Raw genomic sequence first — 928 nt, forward strand, 5'->3', positions numbered from 1 at the left:
CCTTTTAAAAATACTTTAGTATCTTTAGAGCCTTCATTAGTATTATTTAAGAATACATTTGAGTTTGTAATCTCTCCTTTGTTTGCACTAATAGAAGTTGTTTTTAAATCTATATTTTTAATTACTAACTTATCATCTACTTTTATTGTTTGAGCTTTGATTTCATCGGTTGTTTTTATATCATCGTTTATAAAATCAATATTATTAGCATTAATGTCTTTAAAGTTGTTATTAGTAGTAGCACTAAGTTTACCATTATTTACTGATACATTGCCTAAAAAGGTATTATTATCAGCTTTTACTTCGGTATTTGTATTTGTAATAATTACATCGCCTTTAAAGGTATTATTCTCTCCTTCAATCTTACCCATACTTACATTTTTATCATACCAAGCTCCATCGGTTGAGAGTGTTCCGCTACCTGATACTAGCTCTGATACTGTTGAGCCTTTTTCTACATTTATAAAGCCTTCGTTTTTTATTTCTCCTTTGATTTCTGAGCCATTTATTACACTTACTTGTGCATCTTTACTATCAATTACTATGCCTTGCTCTAATGTAGCTTTATCTAAGACATTGTTTTTACTATCGCCTGTAATAGTTAGAGTTTGTTTGAATATAGAACCAACTGCACTTATGCTATCAGCACTAACATTACCTTGAAAAGTGCTTTTATTATCGCTTAATAAATTATTTGCAGTTATATCTCCACTAAAGATTGTATTACTTGAAGTAAAGTCATTGCCTACTTTGAAATTTCCATCAATAGTAGTTTGGCTTTCGTTATTTATAGTTAAATCATTTGTAACATTTATAGTATTAGTAGAACCATCAGCTTTATTAGTAATACTAGAATTATTTAAAGTTAAATTATTAGCAGTTATATCGCCTTTAATATTAGAATTATTTAATTCCATATTATTTGTAG

The 928-nt window shown here is 27.8% G+C and carries 1 protein-coding gene; it reads right to left on the reverse strand.

Translation table 11 applies throughout. From position 1 onward, the window contains the following. Window positions 1-928: hypothetical protein (locus KJQ97_RS09275; RefSeq protein ID WP_214120673.1), on the reverse strand; the 928-nt coding region annotated here is incomplete at both ends.

The organism is Campylobacter sp. 2018MI01 (assembly GCF_018501205.1).
In the GTDB taxonomy this organism is placed as follows: Bacteria; Campylobacterota; Campylobacteria; order Campylobacterales; family Campylobacteraceae; genus Campylobacter_E.